Origin of the sequence: Sulfolobus sp. B1 (genome assembly GCF_007050195.1) — an archaeon.
Classification (GTDB): Archaea; Thermoproteota; Thermoprotei_A; order Sulfolobales; family Sulfolobaceae; genus Saccharolobus.
Genome location: NZ_QIMI01000032.1, coordinates 1 through 14,760, shown reverse-complemented (window position 1 = coordinate 14,760; position 14,760 = coordinate 1). Strand labels below are relative to the sequence as shown.

Below are 14,760 nucleotides of genomic sequence, written 5' to 3'. Positions count from 1 at the left end.
TGTTACTTCTTCTCTCTTAGGTGCTATGGCATCTATCTCATCGATGAATATTATTGCTGGGGAATTCTTTTCAGCTTCTTCAAATATTTCTCTTAGTCTTTGTTCGCTTTCACCATAAAATTTACTCATTATTTCAGGTCCATTTATTGAAGTAAAGTACGCTCCTATCTCATTAGCTAAGGCTCTTGCAAGTAATGTTTTTCCTACGCCAGGTGGTCCATAAAGTAGTATGCCTTTAGGTGGTTCTATACCTAAATGCTGGAAAATTTCAGGGTGTCTCATAGGTAATTCGACAATTTCTCTGATTTTCTCTTTTACATCCTCTAGGTCTCCAATGTCTTCCCATGTCACTTTTGGAAATGCAGCGACTTCTTTCGCTGGCTCCTCTTTTATCTCTAATGAAGTTCTTCCAGTAACCCTTATAGAATTAGATGGCTGCGTAGATACTACCACGAAATCTATTGATCCTATATAAGTTGGTACTGAGATAGTTTCTCCCCTAGTTAAAGGTTTATCCATTAATAGGTCTTTAACGTATTCGACAAAACTTTGGCTAAAGGATATGGGTTGAGTAGGGGCTAAAACTACTTTAGTCCCATCTTGAACTTGTGCTTTTCTAACTACTACTTCATCTCCTATTCCAACACCTACAGATTTCCTGATGTAACCGTCAATTCTAATTTCATTTTCGTATATTCCATCTCCAATCAAAGCTTGAGCTAAAGCACTTCCATTTGGTCCAACGATCTCAATGTAATCTCCATTTTCAATGTTTAATTTTTTCATTGTATATTCACTAACTCTGGCAACTTTCCTACCCACGTCTCTTTGCCTAGCTTCTGTTACTTTAAGTTTTAACTGTTGGGACATCTTAGTAGTGTACTCCGAAACGTTTAAAATAAATCTTACTCATTAAAACAATACGAGATTGAGAAGTTGGAGGAGATTCCTTACTCAGTTTACACTAAATCTTGCCCAAACTGTGGAAACGATATAACGGCAGATAGATTATATAAGGGTTCAGTATGCGAATCGTGTTTAGAGGATGATTTGAAATTTGAAGATATACGTAATCTTATAGAAGTATTGTACAAAAATAATAGACTGATAAAATTAAAAGTATTACGCAACATATTTAACGAATACAATAATATAGAGAAAATATTTCAAATTGCATTAAACTCCAAGCCTTTAGGTCCACAAAGGTCATGGGTGATAAGGTTTCTTAGAGGGGAAAGCTTTGCAATAGTAGCTCCTCCTGGATTAGGTAAAACTACGTTTGGTCTATTAATGTCGATATATAATGCTATGAACGGCAAAAAGTCAATAATGATCTTTCCAACTAGAACATTGGTTCTTCAAGCTAAGGATAAACTATCTAAATTTTCAGATGCTGTCTCACAGCCTTTGCAAATATTGTATAATAAGCAATCTTCCGACAATAAAAATGAAAACATATTAAAAGAATTAGTTAAGGGTAATTTTGATATATTCTTAACTACAAGTAGATATCTAATTAAGAATTTAGAGGATTTACTTAACGTTGATTTTAACTTCATATTTGTTGATGATGTGGATGCTGCACTGAAATCTAGTAAGAGCGCTAATTCAATCTTAAGGCTTATAGGTTTCAGTGAGGATGATATACAGAGAGTAAAAAGTTTACTTAGGGAAAATATAGAAGATGAACAGAAATTCGGTAAAATACAAGAAATTAGAGCCTCAAAATTAGGTAATAGGACAGTAATTTTCTCATCTGCTACTATAAGTAGAGGCAACCCTACCTTATCAGCTTTAATGGGTTTTAGACCGGGAGGCTCAATTATTTACTTAAGGAATATCGTTGATAGTTATATCAACTTAAACAAGACTTGTGATAACCAATTAAATGAAGAATGTATAATTGAAATATTAATAAAACTAATAAAAAGATTGAGAGATGGTACCTTAGTTTATGTTCCAATAGAAAAAGGTGCTTCATACGCGGATAAGTTAGCTTCTATTCTAAGCAGCCACGGAATAAATGCAGTTTCTATACTATCATCATCTATTAGCAAGTTGGAAGACTTTGAAAGAGAATCTATAGACGTTTTAGTAGGAGTTGCTACCCATTACGGGGTATTAGTTAGGGGCATAGATTTGCCTTGGAGAATCAAGTATGCAGTGTTCGTTGGAATACCTAAGTTTAAGTTCAAGATCGGGGAAACGGTACATCCGTTAGTTTTAACTAGATTATTAAGTATAATTTCATTGATTAAGAACGATGAGGAATTAAGAAAGATTTTAGGTCATATTCGTAGAAGATTAAGGAATATATCACCTGCTGCTTTAGCTATGTTAGCTAAAGATATAAAAGAAGATAAAATTGATGATCCATTGATTAAAAAGGGCTATGAAATATTAAATCAGTCTTTAAAGGATAAACAAATATTAGATAGAATCACTGAAATAGGCGATATAGTTTTAAGCGGAGACTACATATTAATGCCTGACTATCTGACTTATATACAAGCCAGTGGGAGAACTTCTAGATTATATGGATCAGCTCTTACTACCGGGCTCTCAGTATTATTAATTGACAATGAAAAATTGTTTGACATACTTAATAAAAAGTTAAGTTTAATTTTAGATGAGATTAATTGGCTCCCATTTGAATTAGATGAGAATAAGATTGGTAATATTTCCTTAGACGATATTATAACTAAAATAAGCGAAGAGAGGGAAAATCTGAGAAAGATCAAGACTGAAGGTACGATTTCTCCTTCATCATTGAAAGTAAAGACTACATTACTTATTGTCGAGTCACCAAACAAGGCTAGAACTATAGCAAATTTCTTCTCTAAGCCTTCCTCTAGGACTTACGGAAGGATTAAAGTATATGAAACCGTGTTAGGGGACAGACTATTAATTGTAACTGCTAGTGGTGGGCACGTTTATGACTTAGTAACTGATAGTGAGTATAACATTTCAAAAGAGGGAGAATCGAAAATATATGGTGTAACAGTAAAGGACCATAAGTTCATTCCATTGTATTCTACGATAAAGCGATGCACTAATGGACATCAGATAGTGCAAGACATTCAAACGGATAAATGTCCTATATGTAGTTCACCAATAGTTTCTGATAAAACAGATACTGTGAGAATTTTAAGGGAATTAGCTTTAGAAGCTGATGAAGTTCTGATAGGTACTGATCCAGATACTGAAGGAGAGAAAATTGCATGGGATATTTACTTGGCTATAAGACCTTATAATAATAATATAAGGAGGGCTGAATTTCATGAGGTAACCAGAAGGGCTATTACAAATGCGATAAATAATCCTAGAGAATTCGATTTAAAACTCATTAAAGCTCAGATAGTAAGAAGGATAGAGGATCGATGGTTGGGATTTAAGCTCTCAGAGAAGGTTCAAACTGAATTTTGGAGTAATTATTGTGAAAATATTAAGAAACAATTGCCTAAATTGGAGGAGAAGGTTAGTTCAAGTAAAAATGAGAAGTCTAAAGAAAAATTACAGAAAAGGATAGAGAGAATTGAAACGTTAAATTGTAATAGGAATCAGAACTTGAGTGCAGGGAGAGTTCAGACTCCGGTATTAGGCTGGGTAGTTCAAAGATATGAGGATTATATAAATCCAAAAAATAAGAAGAAGTTCTTAATAGCTAAACTTAGTATTTTGTCTGAAACTACGGGTTCTTTAACTCAATATTATCTAACAATTCCCAAACAAGCTAACTTGAAGAAAGGTGATAGAGTAACAGTGAGGATTGAGAAAGTCAGTGAGAATAGTGAGGAGTTTGGTCCTCTTCCTCCATATACTACTGATACACTTTTATCAGATTCTTCCTCTATCCTAAGAATATCTGCCTCTGAAACTATGAAAATAGCTCAAGATCTATTTGAGCTAGGTTTGATAACTTATCACAGGACTGATAGTACAAGAATCTCTAATATCGGGATAAGTGTTGCCGAAAGCTATTTGAAATCTAAACAAGTAGACATTAATAAAGTGTTTAAGCCGAGAACTTGGGGGGAAGGTGGTGCTCATGAGGCAATTAGACCTACTCGTCCGCTTGACGAGAAATTATTAAGGGCATCTATTGAAGAGGGAGATATAGATATACCTAAGAGACTTACCCTAAATCACTTCAGGGTCTATGACTTAATATTTAGGAGATTCGTTTCTAGCCAATTACCCTCCTTAGTTCTTAATAAACAGATAATTAATATAAGGGCATATTCACTTAATGAAGAGAAGATAGACTTGAAGCTAGAGAACGATAAAATTGAATTAGTTATAGGTTATAAAATAAAGGAGGGCGAAGAATTCACGCATGTCCTAGAATCCGCCTTGTACATTCCATTTAAGCTATATTCACCTATCGATAAGAGTGCTGAAGGAAATGAATATTCTGCGGAAGTTATTAACGTAATCACTAGAAGCACGATACAATTATATACTGAAGGTGAATTAGTAAGTGAGATGAAAAGAAAGCAAATAGGAAGACCTAGCACTTATGCAACTATAATATCTACTTTAAAGAAGAGAAGATACGTGGTAGAATCAAAGACGTTAAAGAAATTAGTTCCAACAGATATAGGTAAAGAGGTCTATAATTATCTTAACTCTAAGTATTCACTTATTGTCTCTGAGGACAGGACTAGTAATTTGTTAGAGAAAATGAGTAAAATAGAGGATGGCAAAGTTGATTATATAGAAGTCTTAAAAGAATTATATGATGAAATACAAACAATTAAGTAATTGGTGAATGTTTTGCTTATTGCATTAATTCATCTAAGGCTTAAAGAATTATCAAGAAAACATAATTTGGAGAAGGCAAAAAAACTAATAAAGCAGGCTAAGGAAAAAGGAGCAAAGTTAGTTATATTACCATCTCTATTTCCTTCAGGTAATATCTTTGAAATCTATGATAATGATAAAAAATTAAGGAGTTATATAAAAAACCTAGCTGAGAAAATACCTGGCAATAATACAGATATGCTAATAAATTTAGCAATGGACGGAGAAGTTCATCTAATTGTTGGACCAATACTGGAGCAAGCTGGTCCTAAAATATTTCTCACTTCCCTTATAATCTCCCCGCAAGGTGAAATTATAGGCAAATATAGGAAGTCCGTTTTATCTGAGAAAGATATAAGGCTAGGTATATCTTCTGGAAAAGAACCAGTAAATGTGGTCTTAGATAAGAAATATGGAATAATTGCTGAAGACGACGTTTTATCTCCAGAAATCAGCAGACTTCTAGCACTAGGTGGAGCAGAAATAGTGATAGGTACTATGAAGGCTCTTGATACTAAGAAGCAACAAATAGTGAAACATTTAGCAATTGCGAGAGCAATAGAAAATGATATACCCTACTTAATAGTTGGAGAAAGTATTGAAAATGAAGAGGGTGAAATAATAGGGTATTCTCCTACATTTGTTACTTCTCCAAATAATCTTATAGTAAAGGAGGCAGAAGAAGATGATACAGTGGTTTTAGTAGAAAGCTCAGTGCTAATTCCCACATCAAAGCAACTTTCAATAACTTACTTAGAGCCAGTCATCAACAATCTATGTAAGGGTGTGAAAAAGATCAGAGGAGATGTAAAAAGAAGATCTACTTCTGCTACAGAAGAAGAGGAATAGCTTCACGCTGCTATGTATAAGCTTAGGCGTCTATTTTTAGAATATAGTTTCACTACGTTTTGAGTTTCGAGCTCTTTTAACGTTTTTCTTGCAACACTTATACTCACACCTAATTTAGAGGCTAGTGTGTAAGGTGTAACCATACTTTCTTTCTTTATCTCATCAATTACTTTTCTCTTAGTTTCATCATCTATTGTTACGGCTCTACTTATCACTTCTTTTCCAGTCTTTGAAGGACCTTTCTTCTTTTCCTCTGCCTTCTGTTGTTTTTCAGCTTCCTTCTTCAGCTTCTTTTCTAAATTGGAAATAGGTTTCTTTGAAGCTCCACCCATTTCTTATCACTATTTTTAAAACTCTGTTTCTACCTAATAAATTATAAATGTCATTTGAGTTGTTGGAAGAGACGATTAGTAGAATATCTAAGTTTGCCTCAGTCTTTGGCATATCTAAGTCTGAGCTCAAGATCTATTCATATCTCTTAATATATGGTAGGGCTACGGCTAGGGAAATCTCTGACAAGCTCAACATGCCTTACACTAAAGTTTACAGTATATTGTCTAAGTTAGAAGGGAGAGGATGGGTTCTAAAGATAGATAAGAGACCAGCAATATATGAAGCTATCCCATTAAAAGAGGTGTGGAGTAAAATAAAAAGTACATTTCAAGAAAAAATTAATGAATTTGAGAAGAACTTCATAGATCCAATCTCTAATTTGTTTGCCTCAACTACCCTTTACAGCATAATGGTGATTCCAAAGGATTCAGTTATTGACAATGTAATTAGGTTATTGAAGGATTTTAGTAAGGTATATCTTATTGCACTATCTTATCAAGAATTGGTGAGAGATGATATTTTAGATCTAATAAAAGCTAATGCGTTTAAGGCTGAGACTAGAGTGCTAATTGATGATAACGTAAATTTCCCCAACCTACCATCATTACAAGTTAAGAGAAGTCATTCTTTATTCGGTAGTGGTATAATTACTTCTGATGCAGTATTGCTAATCGTCAAAAATAATAATATGCTAACTGGTTTATTCTCTAATCACAAATATTTCGTAGATATTGCTACAGTATATTTTAATCACTTGTGGTCATTTTAGTATGGCTTAACATTTATAAGGGTTATAAGGTTAACTATGACATCTGAAACACTATGAAAATAATAACAGTTAAATTGCCAGAACAATTTTTAGAAGCAATAGACGAATTAGTTAATACAGGAAGATATAGTTCAAGAAGTGAAGTAATAAGAGCAGCCATAGGTGATTTTATACGGAAGGAATTATGGGTAACTACAGAAGAATGATGAAGGCTGGTATTTTTGAGTGGTGAAATAAGACACCAAAGCTGATTTTTGCTTCCTGTAAGATCTTTTTTCTATTCGAAAAGAGATGATTATAATAGCTAATTATCTTGTAGGTATATGATGCCATTAAAAGAAGGAGATCCCGTAGTTGTTTGGATAGATAACAAGAGGGCATTCATAGTGAAATTACAGAAGGGTAAGAGATTGGACACAGACAAAGGATATTTACTACACGATCATATTATAGGCTTGGAGTATGGTAGTGTTGCCACTCTATCTAGCGGTCTTAAGGCTTATATACTAAAGCCTACAATTCATGATCTGTATGTTAAGGGATTAAAAAGACCATCACAAGTACTTTATCCTAAAGATATCGGATATGTATTAATTTCAGCTAGAATAGGCGAAGTGAATAAGGTAATTGAAGCCGGTACTGGATCAGGGTTTTTAACCATATCGTTGGCTCTCTCTTTGCCGAGTAGTGCGAAAATATATACTTATGATGTCAGGGAAGATATGCAAGAAATAGCTAAATTTAACGCAAGAGTAGTAGGAGTTGAAGATAGGATAATATTTAAAATAAAGGATATTAGAGAAGGTATTGACGAGAAAGACGTTGATGCAATATTTTTAGATATGCCAGACCCTTGGAACGCGATACCCAAAGTTTCCTCATCACTATCTCCTTCCTCTCCCGTAGTAGTTTTCGTCCCAACGGTAAATCAAATAGAGAAGACATACTTTACCATGAAAGAGTTAGGATTTGTTGACATACATGTTGAGGAATTATTACTGAGAGAATACCAGGTGAAGGAGAATGCAGTAAGACCAAAAAATATTGGGGTTACACACACTGGTTATATCGTAAGGGGAAGAAAACCATTATAAGTAACTTTTTAACATTATAATTGATGAGCGAAGCCAAATTTAACGCATACGCAAAGGCAATATTGGAGTTTGAAGAGGAAATTAAGAGGCTTAAAAGAACGTTAGCAGATGACTCTAAAAGGTTAATTACGCTTTCTGACTCTTACATTTCTGAGTTAAGATTAACAGCCGAGAAAACCTTAGAGGAGATTCAGAAGTCCATAGATAATGAGAAGAAAAGCCAAATAGACAATATAAGGAAAGAATATGTTGCAGAAAGAGAAAGGCAAATAGTAGAGATAAGGAAATTAGCTGAAAAGAACGTGGATAAGGCTGTTAATGAGGTAATTAGAGAGATATTAGGTGCGTTAAAGTGAGTATAGCAATCTTTTCATATATACACTCTATATCCCGTGCCCAAAAACTTGTACTTCTAACTAAAGGTTTAGTAAATGAACTAATTTCGAGCGAAAGCTGGAATAGTACGGTAAACGTACTTAAGGAGAGGGGTATAATCGAAGAACAACCATCATCGCTGGAAGATTTTGAGTATCTAATGAAGAAGAGAGCTTATGATCTACTTGAAAAGGTTAGAAATTATTTCTCTGTATTTAGAATAACATATAATATTACTGATCTATATTTATACGTTATGTCTTTAGATGAATTCAAAAATATAATAACAAGCGTTATAAACCAAAGAAGTAATAATAACAGTATAAGATTCTTTAAAAAGTATTTAGACCAATTACCATCTACAATAGATGAGCTATCAAACATACTAAAGGGTACAATATATGGGGAAGCCTTGTCTTATGCTTTAAAGGAAGGGCAAGCTAAAAATCTTTCACTACTCTTATCCCTACTCGACTTCTACTTCATAAAGAAGTTGTCTGAGATTGTTGAAAGCTTTAGAGGGGATTGGAAGACTTATGCTGAGAACATAATATGCTATTATAAGGACTATTATTCTATTTCATTAGCAATAAAACACAAAGTATCCACTGGAGTAGTCTGTAAAGTGAACGAAGAAATAATCAAAGATATTTCATCTTCATCTAGCAACTCAGATGCCTTAGATATTTTAAGAAGGACTATCTATTCTAAAACTATAAACCTTACCACAATATATGATGCCTTAGCGAGTTTGTATACAATAGCTAAAATTAATGCTAGAAAAAACGCTAATTTAACTTTCTCCAGCTCTCCATTTAACCCGAGCCTAGCTTTAGCGCTCTCTGAATTAATTAGATTAGACACTGAAGATATAATAACTATCGTAAATGCAAAGAGTCTAAACATGAAGGATGAAGAAATTAAGAAATCAATCTCCTTCGAGCTTATTTAATAACTCCTCATCTATTATATAATCAGTGTTTTCCTTAATTATCGTTGAATTTGGAATTTTAGGTGGGTTAGGCATGCTTTCTATCGGCTTATCTTTGCCCAGATATATCCATCTTAACTTTCCCCTTATCTTCTCCAATCTATACCAATATTTCCCCACATAGATATATTTTTTACCATTTTTATAAACTATGTGATAAGGTTTCAAGTACACTCCAAACTCCTTAATCTTAGAGTTATAATCGTAGACCATTGATTTTAATTTATGTAGAACTTCATCAAATTGCTTTTCATTAACTCGTATTAGCATCAATATAGGTTTATCTTTTATTATTTAAAATTCAATGATTGTAATGAGTGATATTACATGAACTACAGACGCGTAGGTTATACCGACATTCAAGTTTCTGAAATAGGATTAGGAATCTGGAGTATAATTACTGATTGGTGGGGGGCTGATGTTAACAAGGCAGAAGAAATATTGAGAAGAAGTTATGAAATGGGAATAAACTTTTTTGATACTGCAGACGTTTATGGCGAAGGGAAAGGAGAAGAGATAATTGGGAATGTTTTGAGTACCAAGAGGGATAGAATTGTAATTTTAACTAAAATAGGTTATGATTTCTATCATAAAGAGGGAGGTAAGATGAAGCAGAAATTCGATATCCCATACTTAGAATTCGCATTAAAGAAGTCATTGGAGAGGCTGAATACGGATTACATTGATATTTTAATGATTCATAATCCTAAAATGACTATAATAAAAAATCAAGAAATACTATCCTTTCTTAGATCATTGAAGAAGGACGGCATAGTTAGAATGATAGGTGTGGCACTAGGACCAACATTAGGTTGGAGAGAAGAGGGACTTGAAGCTATAAGAAATGGCTACGAAAGCCTAGAATATATTTACAATATCATAGAACAGAATCCAGGTAATGAATTCTTAAAATTTAATATAGGTCATTTTATAAGGGTTCCTCATGCCTCTGACATTTTAGATGAGGATAAATGGCCTATACTTGAAGATCCTAAGTTACATAGGTCTCTAAAGGATATTAATTGGTTATTAAAAGGGGTGAAAAACAGCGTAGAGTTGAAAAACTTTGCAGAGAAGAAAGGTATGAAATTATATCAATTAGCGCTAAAGTTTATCCTTAAAAACGATAAGGTCTCTTCGGTTATACCTAATATCTCCTCCTTGTCAGATCTCAATAAGTATACTAACATGGATAATTTACCAGACTTAACTGAAGATGACTTAAACTATATAGAATCATATTATAAAAAGCATTACATTGAACTTAATGAAGAGAGCATAAAGGAGACCCTCAGGTATAAGTAATGTAGATTAAACGTAATTACAAATGAATTCTACGAATTTCATAAACGCCTTTGCTCTGTGCGAATACATGTTTTTCTCTTCCAAGCTCATTTCTCCAAAAGTTCTTTTTTCACCTTGAGGTATAAAAATAGGATCAAAACCGAAGCCTCTTTCTCCTCTCATCTCGTACGCTATAGATCCTTCTACGATCCCAGTAAAACTCCTAATTATTCTACCATCGGTAAACGTAATTACTGTCATAAAATATGCGTATCTATCATTAACTCCGTTCATTAGCTTTAAGATTCCTTCGTTTCCTATGGTTTTTTTCACGAAACTTGTATACGGGCCGGGGAAATTATTTAAAGCTCTAATGAATAATCCACTATCATCTACTATAAGTGGTCGCCTATAATTCAAGTAGGCGAAAATTGCAGAGTGTCTAGATATTTCCTCCAGATTATTACTCTGTATTTCTACCTTTTCTCCTACTATCCATTCTAGATTTAGGCTAAACTTCTCGGCTATCTCTCTCATTTCTAAATACTTTTCTTTATTACTCGTTACTAGCCCTACTTTTACGTCTTTCTTCAACATATCTTCCTCTCATTCTTATCTCTTTAACTAATTTAATTATCTCATTTACCCTTTCGCCCATTATCTCGCTATATCCTTTAACAAAAGACTGATAAATTACGTCCTTATAATCAGAATGAACACTCTCTAAAGACCTCAGAAATACGTGGACATCAGTAGCAAAGTCTTCTTCGTCATTTGATCTCCTAGCTAATCCAAAATCAATTAGAAATATTTTTTCATCTTTTTTTATCAAATTATTTGTTGTGAAGTCTCCGTGAGCTATTTCTGCCTTGTGGAGTCTTCCAGCTATTTTTCCTATTTCCCTGCCAATCCTACTTAGCTCATTTATATCAATTTTTATATTATCGCTTAATAAATCACGTATTGTAATTCCTTCAATATACTCTAATACCAACAAGTACTTATTTGGATCGATGAATAGAACAGCAGGTACATTTATATCATTCTTTAATGCCGAGTAAATTATCTTAGCTTCCAGGATTGTTCTCTCATAATTTATTTTATGATCAATTTCAGGATTTCTATAAGCTTTCTTAACTCTTCGCTTATAAATTGCGTGTAACCCTAAGAAATATCCTTCATATATCTCCGATTCTGCTCCTCTTTTAATTAACCTCTCCAAGGTATTTCTACCTCGTCGATTCTCCACCTTGGTCTGATATACGATTCATTTATATTAATAAAAACATTTTTAGATGCCGCTAATACTCCAGTATAAGCTATCATTGCCCCGTTATCGCCTGCGAATTCTTGAGGAACAATCTTTATTGAAATATTCCATTCTCTACCAAGCTCCTTTAATTTCTCCCTCAAACTTACACTTGCTGCAACCCCACCAACTATCATAAGTTCTTTCTTTTGCGTTAATGCTAGAGCCCTTTCAGTAGCTTCTAAAAGCATATCAAATGCGATCTCTCTTACACTATAGCATATATCTTCTAGCCTTTCCTTGCCAACTAATTTTAACGAAGCAGTTAATAAACCGGAGAATGACATATCTTGTCCTTTAACTACATACGGTAATTTCAATAGCTTACTTCCCTTTTCTGCACAAATATCAATTACGTGTTTACCATTTACTATATACGGCGGAGCTAGTTTCACTTCTCTTACGAAAACATCCATCATATTACCTAATGCAATATCTAAAGTTTCCCCAAATACTCTGAATTTACCCTTATAGAAAGTAGTTATTATTGTATTTCCTCCTGATAAATAAAGAATAAGGGGATCCCTTGCATTAGTAGTTAAATAACCTATCTCTATGTGACCAATCCCATGATTTACTGGCACTAGTTTTTTATTATAAGCTAGAGATAACGCTCTGGCTAATGTAGCACCTACTCTTAAGGCTGGTCCCATACCTGGACCTAAGGCTACCGCTATGTAATCTATGTCTCTGATTGTCAATCTTGATACTTCAAGAGCCTTCTTTAACACAGTTGCTGATACTTCAGCATGGTGTCTTAGCAAATCTCCAGGTTTCATTCCACCTTCTTTAGGAACAAAAGTATCTCTTACATTGGCGAGGACATATGGTTCTTTATCTGAAGCAATGCCAACTCCAAAAGTGTGAGCTGTAGACTCGATTCCTAGTACTATCATTTCGATTACTTTTTCCTCCCAGTACCTATAAACTCAGTGTATCCACATTTGCCACAAGCCCATCTTTCATTAGGCTTCATGTGATGAGCCATAACACTACCGCATCTAGGACATTTCTTATTCTTTAGTTTTATCTTGCCGTTTTCAATTACATAATACGTCCTAACTATTGCCTTAACTTTTTCATTCTTTGCCACTCTTACCGCCTCCTCCTTTCTTCTGCTTTGTTCCCGCGTCTCTATCTAATAAGTATTTTGGTTCAATTTTTTCGAGGACTTCCCTTGAATTATAAACGTGTAACTTTACGTTACTTATTCCAGCACCATAGCTAGTAAAAATTTTTCTAACTACTATTAAATTCTCTTGTACTCCTAGTGCTTGAGCCACAGACTTTATCATGTCTTTCCTCGACGGAGTTCCGCTACCCATGTGATAAACTTTTATCGAGATTTCTCTTCTTCCTATTAACGTATTTTGGAATTGTCTCTCTATTATTCCTTCAGCTTTATCTGAAATCTTAATTTTAGTCGATTCTGATGATGACATTATTGTTCATTATTCTAGAATTCTAATTAGCATTTAAGATTTACGCATATGTTCAGAAAATCCCCTCAAGAAAAATATGAGTGTTCTAGGTTTCGTTAGTTTTCAATTAAGGTTTAAAAATGAAAAAACTTAAGTCTTTCAGATCTTTATCTGGTTTTTCACAAGATCATTTATTATATGTTCAGCTACTGCTTTACCAGATAGAACCATGGCTCCAAATATTGGTCCCATTCTTGGGAGTCCTTTAACTTCCGTTACAGCCATTCCAGTAATGTATAATCCTTCAGCAACCTTTCCAGTGTTCATGACAGTAAGCTCTTCGGCTTTTTCACTATAAGCTGACTTCTCACCCGGTATAACAATTCCTAACTCGGGAATTTTTCTTGTGGCAACTGAGACTACTTCTGCATCATGACCAGTGGCATCTACAACAGCCTTAGCTGAGATGAATATTGGATCAACGTGGAGACTTGCCATTTGAGTAGCTGTCCACTCTACTGCTACTCCAACTACTCTTAATGGGTCTTCTCTAAATATAACATCATCTACAGTAACTCCATGAATTATTTTGGCTCCAGCATCTATTGCTCCCGCAGCCAATTTTGCCATAAACTCTGCAGAATCCACTATAAACACGTCCTTTTCAACTTCCTTAAGTCTGATATTAAATTCTTTTAATACTTCATCAGCTGGCTTCTCTATAACTAGTTTATGAAAAAGCATGGCTCCTCCTCCAATTCCTCCTCCGAAGCTCAGTCTTCTTTCAAATACCAAGGTCTTTAAACCAGCCTTTGCTAAATAGTAGGCTGCTGATAAGCCAGATGGACCTGCTCCTACTATTACTACATCTGATTCTACAAAATTGTACCAATCTTCCATAGTCTCCTTTATGATATATCTACTTATCTTCACTTCATCTACTTGTTTAATCTTAACTTCCATAGTTCTAAATGATATAACTAACTTATAAATTAACTTTTATAATGATGAACGTGAACAATATTTTTTAATATCAATAATAATCAAATAGATATGCCCTTTCAGTTAAATACCATGAATAACGTATCTTTAAAATGCAACTGGTGTGGGACGATAATAAAGACTAATCCTATAGTAGTCAAAACGTGTTGCAATAATAAGCCATGGGTATTTTGTAGTAATGGGTGTTATCAGAAATGGTTAGCAGAATGGTTAAAGAAACAGGAACAAAGGACAGGGAAAGGAAAGCAAAGAGGAGGATTATTGTAGGTATCAGTGGAGCTAGCGGAACAATTTATGCGTTAAGAGCTGTTGAAGTTTTAAATAAATTAGACTTTGAAGTTCATGTAATAGTTTCTAAAAGCTCTACCAAAGTTGCTGAAAAAGAAATGGGAGTAAATTTAATTGAAGAATTAAGAAAATATACGAATTATATCTACGGATTATCACAGATAGAAGCTCCACCATCGAGCTCAAGTTTTTCTGTAACTGCTAAGGGAATGGTAATTATTCCTTGTAGTATAAAGACGTTG

Annotated in this window: 19 protein-coding genes; 10 read left to right on the top strand and 9 right to left on the bottom strand. The window is 33.9% G+C overall.

Annotation, left to right across the window (positions count from 1 at the left end):
• A partial coding sequence (locus DMP16_RS03795; protein WP_143576904.1) for an AAA family ATPase occupies positions 1-870 on the bottom strand: 870 nt, incomplete at its 3' end.
• A 57-nt stretch (positions 871-927) separates the two neighbouring features.
• Here DMP16_RS03795 and rgy point away from each other — a divergent pair.
• Both rgy and DMP16_RS03785 read left to right on the top strand, forming a co-directional pair.
• Positions 928-4,764: a reverse gyrase gene (gene rgy / locus DMP16_RS03790; protein ID WP_143576903.1), complete on the top strand. Its 3,837-nt coding sequence runs from the start codon at positions 928-930 to the stop codon at positions 4,762-4,764.
• 12 nt (positions 4,765-4,776) lie between these two features.
• Positions 4,777-5,652 carry a carbon-nitrogen hydrolase family protein gene (locus DMP16_RS03785; RefSeq protein ID WP_069284574.1) on the top strand — a complete coding sequence of 292 codons (876 nt, stop codon included), beginning with the start codon at positions 4,777-4,779 and terminating at the stop codon, positions 5,650-5,652.
• A 2-nt stretch (positions 5,653-5,654) separates the two neighbouring features.
• On the opposite strand, the gene DMP16_RS03780 is transcribed toward DMP16_RS03785, so the two are convergent.
• Positions 5,655-5,984 carry a 30S ribosomal protein S25e gene (locus DMP16_RS03780; RefSeq protein ID WP_069282330.1) on the bottom strand — a complete coding sequence of 110 codons (330 nt, stop codon included), beginning with the start codon at positions 5,982-5,984 and terminating at the stop codon, positions 5,655-5,657.
• A gap of 47 nt (positions 5,985-6,031) precedes the next feature.
• On the opposite strand from DMP16_RS03780, the gene DMP16_RS03775 reads away from it, so the two are divergent.
• From DMP16_RS03775 to DMP16_RS03755, 5 genes are all read left to right on the top strand, one after another.
• The gene (locus tag DMP16_RS03775) at positions 6,032-6,754 is read left to right on the top strand and encodes a helix-turn-helix domain-containing protein (protein ID WP_069282329.1); all 723 of its coding nucleotides are present in this window, start codon (positions 6,032-6,034) and stop codon (positions 6,752-6,754) included.
• Between the two features lie 53 nt (positions 6,755-6,807).
• A complete protein-coding gene (locus DMP16_RS03770; protein WP_069282328.1) occupies positions 6,808-6,960 on the top strand; it encodes a ribbon-helix-helix domain-containing protein in 153 nt (50 codons plus the stop codon).
• Positions 6,961-7,077: 117 nt separating this feature from the next.
• Positions 7,078-7,848: a tRNA (adenine-N1)-methyltransferase gene (locus DMP16_RS03765; protein ID WP_083216345.1), complete on the top strand. Its 771-nt coding sequence runs from the start codon at positions 7,078-7,080 to the stop codon at positions 7,846-7,848.
• A gap of 23 nt (positions 7,849-7,871) precedes the next feature.
• The gene (locus DMP16_RS03760; protein ID WP_069282326.1) at positions 7,872-8,204 is read left to right on the top strand and encodes a hypothetical protein; all 333 of its coding nucleotides are present in this window, start codon (positions 7,872-7,874) and stop codon (positions 8,202-8,204) included.
• Entirely contained in the window at positions 8,201-9,175 is a 975-nt protein-coding gene (locus DMP16_RS03755) for a V-type ATPase subunit (RefSeq protein WP_069282325.1), read from the top strand. The genes DMP16_RS03760 and DMP16_RS03755 overlap by 4 nt, the downstream gene beginning before the upstream one ends.
• Here DMP16_RS03755 and DMP16_RS03750 read toward each other — a convergent pair.
• The gene (locus DMP16_RS03750) at positions 9,152-9,484 is read right to left on the bottom strand and encodes a hypothetical protein (protein WP_069282324.1); all 333 of its coding nucleotides are present in this window, start codon (positions 9,482-9,484) and stop codon (positions 9,152-9,154) included. The two genes, DMP16_RS03755 and DMP16_RS03750, sit on opposite strands and share 24 nt — an antisense overlap.
• A 57-nt stretch (positions 9,485-9,541) precedes the next feature.
• Here DMP16_RS03750 and DMP16_RS03745 point away from each other — a divergent pair, with 57 nt between their 5' ends.
• The gene (locus DMP16_RS03745) at positions 9,542-10,519 is read left to right on the top strand and encodes an aldo/keto reductase (protein ID WP_069282323.1); all 978 of its coding nucleotides are present in this window, start codon (positions 9,542-9,544) and stop codon (positions 10,517-10,519) included.
• A 6-nt stretch (positions 10,520-10,525) separates the two neighbouring features.
• Here DMP16_RS03745 and DMP16_RS03740 read toward each other — a convergent pair whose 3' ends face one another.
• From DMP16_RS03740 to DMP16_RS03715, 6 genes are all read right to left on the bottom strand, one after another.
• On the bottom strand, positions 10,526-11,095 hold the full coding sequence (locus tag DMP16_RS03740; protein ID WP_069282322.1) for an XTP/dITP diphosphatase: 570 nt from the start codon (positions 11,093-11,095) through the stop codon (positions 10,526-10,528).
• On the bottom strand, positions 11,055-11,747 hold the full coding sequence (locus DMP16_RS03735) for a Kae1-associated kinase Bud32 (RefSeq protein ID WP_069282321.1): 693 nt from the start codon (positions 11,745-11,747) through the stop codon (positions 11,055-11,057). The genes DMP16_RS03740 and DMP16_RS03735 overlap by 41 nt, the downstream gene beginning before the upstream one ends.
• Positions 11,708-12,703 carry a KEOPS complex N(6)-L-threonylcarbamoyladenine synthase Kae1 gene (gene kae1, locus DMP16_RS03730; protein ID WP_069282320.1) on the bottom strand — a complete coding sequence of 332 codons (996 nt, stop codon included), beginning with the start codon at positions 12,701-12,703 and terminating at the stop codon, positions 11,708-11,710. The genes DMP16_RS03735 and kae1 overlap by 40 nt, the downstream gene beginning before the upstream one ends.
• 5 nt (positions 12,704-12,708) lie before the next feature.
• Positions 12,709-12,900 carry a 30S ribosomal protein S27ae gene (locus DMP16_RS03725; RefSeq protein WP_069282319.1) on the bottom strand — a complete coding sequence of 64 codons (192 nt, stop codon included), beginning with the start codon at positions 12,898-12,900 and terminating at the stop codon, positions 12,709-12,711.
• On the bottom strand, positions 12,887-13,249 hold the full coding sequence (locus DMP16_RS03720; protein WP_069282318.1) for a 30S ribosomal protein S24e: 363 nt from the start codon (positions 13,247-13,249) through the stop codon (positions 12,887-12,889). Before DMP16_RS03720 ends, DMP16_RS03725 begins: the two co-directional genes overlap by 14 nt.
• Positions 13,250-13,387: 138 nt before the next feature.
• Entirely contained in the window at positions 13,388-14,191 is an 804-nt protein-coding gene (locus DMP16_RS03715) for a sulfide-dependent adenosine diphosphate thiazole synthase (protein WP_069282317.1), read from the bottom strand.
• Positions 14,192-14,281: 90 nt separating this feature from the next.
• Here DMP16_RS03715 and DMP16_RS03710 point away from each other — a divergent pair, with 90 nt between their 5' ends.
• Both DMP16_RS03710 and DMP16_RS03705 read left to right on the top strand, forming a co-directional pair.
• Positions 14,282-14,497 (top strand): TRASH domain-containing protein, encoded by a 216-nt coding sequence (locus DMP16_RS03710; RefSeq protein WP_083216344.1) that lies wholly within the window; start codon positions 14,282-14,284, stop codon positions 14,495-14,497.
• Positions 14,425-14,760: flavoprotein (locus DMP16_RS03705; RefSeq protein ID WP_304948033.1), on the top strand; the 336-nt coding region annotated here is incomplete at its 3' end. The genes DMP16_RS03710 and DMP16_RS03705, both read left to right, overlap by 73 nt.